Genomic DNA, 3,824 nt, shown 5'->3' on the forward strand with positions numbered 1-3,824 from the left:
GGGTCCCGGACGGCGGCGGCCGAGGCCCGACCGGGCCAGTCCACGACGGGATCCGATGCCGGCCCTGCGACGAGGTCGTCGACGAGCTCGCCCAGCGCCTCGGCAGCCCCCGCCGCGATCTCGGTGGCCAGGGCGTCCACCGACTCGAAGTGCCGGTAGAACGCGGTGGGGACGATGCCCGCCTCGCGTGCGAGCTCGCGGACGACCAGGCCGGAGAATCCCCGCGTGGCCACCGCGTGGCGGCCCGCGGCAACGATGAGTGCACGTGTGTGCCGCTTCTGCTCCGCCCGGGTACCTGGTGTCGCCACGCCCGTGATGCTATCGCCTGAGGCCTGCATCCGCATGTGGGGAACCCCCCGTCGGAGTGTGACCCACGTGACAGCGGCGGGCCCCTTTCCATTTGAGAGAACGTATGTACACTCAAACTCGTCCGGTGGTCGAACCGGCCGGATACGCCCCCGTGGTGCAGCCGCGACCGTGAGGTCGGGACCGCACATCACGGCAGTAGGCCGCGTCCGACGGCGCACGACCACACCGACCACTACCTTCCGGAGGTCCTCATGACCGCCCCGACCATCAGCCGACTCTTCTCCCGCGGGATCACCCGCACCCTGCTCACCCCGCACCCGGTGGAGCACTACGTCCGCTCACTCGGAGTGAGCTGGTCCGACGACCCGACCGGCGCGACGGTCGTCGCCGTCGACCGGCCCGTCTCCGACGTCACCGTCATCACGCTCCGGCTCCCGGCCGGGGCCGACCGGCCCGCCCCCGGAGCCGCTCTCGAGATCGGCGTGGTGGTCGACGGCGTCGTCCACCGCCGTCACTACTCCCCGGTGGACTCCGCCGCGCGGTCCGACGGCCTGGCGACGATCGCCGTCCGCCGGCATCCGGGGGGCGTGGTCTCCGAACACCTGTGGTCCGAGGCCGCTCCCGGGATGCGACTGCTCCTCGGGAACCCCGTCGGGGAGGTCACCCTCCCGGACGCACGCCCGACCGACGTGCTGTTGGTCAGCGGCGGCAGCGGCATCACCCCGATGCTCTCCATCGCCTCCACCCTCGCCGGGGAGGGCCACTGCGGGGAGGGGGCCACCGGCCGTGTCGCGTGGCTCCACTACGCCCGCCGGGTCGAGGACGTGCCGTTCCGCGACCGGATCCGCGAACTCTCGCGCGCCGGTGTCGAGGTCCGGGTGGTCCCCACCGTGGCACCGGACCCGTCAGACACCTCGGGCCACCCGGACCCGTCAGTCACCTCCGACCCGTCGTCGCGGGACCTGGTCGGCCACCTGACAGAGGGCCACCTCGACGAGGTGGCACCGTGGCACTCCGACGCCACCGTCTTCCTCTGTGGACCCGACGGCCTGGCCGACGGCCTGTCGGACGTCCTCGGAGCGGAGCGCTACGGGGACGTCCTCCGCGAGCGCTTCACCGCCTCCAACGGACCCGTGCCCGAGGGCGACGGCGGGACCGTCACCCACGTCAGGAGCGGTGTCGCCGCCCACAACTCCGGCACCACGCTGCTGGAGGGCGCGGAGGCCGCGGGGCTGTCCCCGAAGCACGGCTGCCGGATGGGCATCTGCCACACCTGCACCGCCGTCCGGGTCTCCGGCGCGACCCGCGACCTCAGGACGGGCGAGGTCGACACCGAGCCCGGTTGCCTGGTCCAGATCTGTGTCTCCGCGCCCGTGGGCGACGTCGAGATCGAGCTCTAGACCCCCCGACACCGTCACAACCCGACCCGTACCCACCGGAACGACCGGAAGGACTCCCGTCATGACCCTCCTGCAGCTCCCCACCATCCGCTCCACGAAGCCCAAGACCTCCAAGCCGAAAGCCACCGCCCCCGAGCCCGTGGTCCTGTCCGCCGAGTCGGTGGAGATCATCGGCGGTGAACTCGACGCCATCCGCGACCGCGTGGTGGCCGACCTGGGCACCGCCGACCGCGACTACATCCTCCGGGTGGTCCGCATGCAGCGTCGACTCGAGCTGACCGGGCGCGCCCTGATGTTCCTCGGCTTCCTGCCGCCCGCGTGGCTCGCAGGGGTGGCCGCGCTGAGCGCCTCCAAGATCCTCGACAACATGGAGATCGGCCACAACGTCATGCACGGCCAGTACGACTGGATGCGCGACGACATGCTCCATTCGTCCAGCTTCGAGTGGGACAACGTGTGCCCGTCCGACCAGTGGCGGCACTCGCACAACTACATGCACCACACGCACACCAACATCCTCGATCTCGACCGCGACATCGGATACGGCATCCTGCGCATGGAGTACGAGCAGAAGTGGACCCCGCTGCGCCTGGGTAACCCGCTGTACGCGTTCGGACTCATGATGGCGTTCGAGTGGGGCGTCATGCTCCACGACCTGGAGTACGACAACGTGCTCAAGGGCAAGCGCAAGTGGTCGGACGTCAAGGGCCTGCTCGCCGGCTGGTGGGGCAAGATGCGAGGTCAGGTCGCCAAGGACTACATCGTCCACCCGGCACTCACCGGGCCACTGTTCCCGCTCACCTTCGCCGGGAACCTCACCGCCAACCTCGTCCGCAACGTCTGGGCGTTCTCGGTGATCTTCTGCGGGCACTTCCCCTCCGGCGCCCAGGTCTTCACCCAGGAGGAGACGGCCGAGGAGACCCGTGGCGAGTGGTATGTGCGCCAGATGCTCGGCTCGGCCAACATCTCGGGCAGCCCGTTCATGCACCTGGCCACCGGCAACCTCTCGCACCAGATCGAGCACCACCTCTTCCCCGATCTGCCCGCTCACCGCTACCCGGAGATCGCCGAGGAGGTCCGAGCGATCTGCGAGGAGCACGGCCTTCCCTACACGACCGGCCCGTTGTGGAAGCAGGTGGCCAATGTCTGGGCCAAGATGTTCCGGTTGGCCCTGCCGCTGCCGCCCACCCCGGCGGACACGCCGGCCGTGCTCATCGAGCGCAGGAAGGTGACACCCGCGGCCTGAGCCGGGGTACCTTCGTGGACACCACTGACGAAGGGAGCGGATCCGATGAGCGACTTCGAGCGCAACAAGGACCAGGTCCAGGCAGGTGTCCAGGCGGGGGCGTCCCTCGTCGGCCGGATCGCCGTCATCATCACCGACGCGGTCGGTTCCATCGCCAAGGAGGTCGGCGACTTCGTCACCGACGGGATCGAGATGAGGGAGGCGGCCCGGACCGCCCGCCTCGACGAGCGCAAGCGCTCCCCCGCGATCGACCTGGACGGTATCGAGGACGGCGACCTCAACGGTTGAGGCCGCTGGTGACCCGATGACCGTGGCCGGTGGGTCCTCCCCCCGGCCACGGTGGCAGGATCGCTCGATGTGACGATCATCGCCGCCGCGGACGGCTCCGCTCTCGGTAACCCCGGCCCGGCCGGATGGGCCTGGTACATCGACGAATCGCGGTGGCGATGCGGCGGTTGGACACGGGGCACCAACAACCAGGGAGAGCTCACCGCGGTCCTGGACCTTCTACGTCAGACCGCGCACTCCCCCGAGCCGCTGCACATCCTGTGCGACTCGCAGTACGTCATCAACTCGGTGACAAAGTGGATGGCCGGGTGGAAGCGCAAGGGCTGGAAGAAGGCCGACGGGAAGCCCGTCCTCAACGTCGAGGTCATGAAGGCGCTCGACGAGGCGATGAAGGGCCGCGAGGTCACCTTCGAGTGGGTCAAGGGTCACGCAGGACACGAGCTCAACGAGAAGGCGGACGTCCTGGCGAACGGGGCCGCCAAGGCCTGGGCGTCGGGTCGGGAGCCCGCGTCCGGCCCCGGGTTCCCGGGAGCTCGGTCGGTCGGTGCGGGTGGCGACCCGGCCGTCCCCCCCGCGGTCAA

At 70.1% G+C, this 3,824-nt stretch carries 5 protein-coding genes; 4 read left to right on the forward strand and 1 reads right to left on the reverse strand.

Annotated features, from left to right (window positions below; all coding sequences use genetic code 11):
* Window positions 1–308, reverse strand: a 308-nt coding sequence (locus G6017_RS16915; protein ID WP_182617798.1) for a TetR family transcriptional regulator, incomplete at its 3' end; no start/stop codon positions are given.
* Window positions 309–560: 252 nt separating this feature from the next.
* Between G6017_RS16915 and G6017_RS13420 the strand changes: the two genes are divergently transcribed.
* From G6017_RS13420 to G6017_RS13435, 4 genes are all read left to right on the forward strand, one after another.
* Window positions 561–1,709, forward strand: coding sequence for a flavin reductase family protein (locus G6017_RS13420; RefSeq protein WP_182617800.1), 1,149 nt, complete (start codon window positions 561–563; stop codon window positions 1,707–1,709).
* A 61-nt stretch (window positions 1,710–1,770) separates the two neighbouring features.
* Window positions 1,771–2,955 carry a fatty acid desaturase family protein gene (locus G6017_RS13425; RefSeq protein WP_182617802.1) on the forward strand — a complete coding sequence of 395 codons (1,185 nt, stop codon included), beginning with the start codon at window positions 1,771–1,773 and terminating at the stop codon, window positions 2,953–2,955.
* 45 nt (window positions 2,956–3,000) lie between these two features.
* Window positions 3,001–3,243: a hypothetical protein gene (locus G6017_RS13430; RefSeq protein WP_182617804.1), complete on the forward strand. Its 243-nt coding sequence runs from the start codon at window positions 3,001–3,003 to the stop codon at window positions 3,241–3,243.
* A gap of 69 nt (window positions 3,244–3,312) precedes the next feature.
* A partial coding sequence (locus tag G6017_RS13435) for an RNase H family protein (protein ID WP_182617806.1) occupies window positions 3,313–3,824 on the forward strand: 512 nt, incomplete at its 3' end.

The sequence above is a fragment of the Dietzia sp. B44 genome, from assembly GCF_014145245.1.
In the GTDB taxonomy this organism is placed as follows: Bacteria; Actinomycetota; Actinomycetes; order Mycobacteriales; family Mycobacteriaceae; genus Dietzia; species Dietzia natronolimnaea.

What these genes read in the sequence shown, in the direction of transcription:
- G6017_RS13420 (WP_182617800.1), top strand. Translation starts at nt 561, where the DNA reads ATGACCGCCCCGACCATCAGCCGACTCTTCTCCCGCGGGATCACCCGC.
- G6017_RS13425 (WP_182617802.1), top strand. Translation starts at nt 1,771, where the DNA reads ATGACCCTCCTGCAGCTCCCCACCATCCGCTCCACGAAGCCCAAGACC.
- G6017_RS13430 (WP_182617804.1), top strand. Translation starts at nt 3,001, where the DNA reads ATGAGCGACTTCGAGCGCAACAAGGACCAGGTCCAGGCAGGTGTCCAG.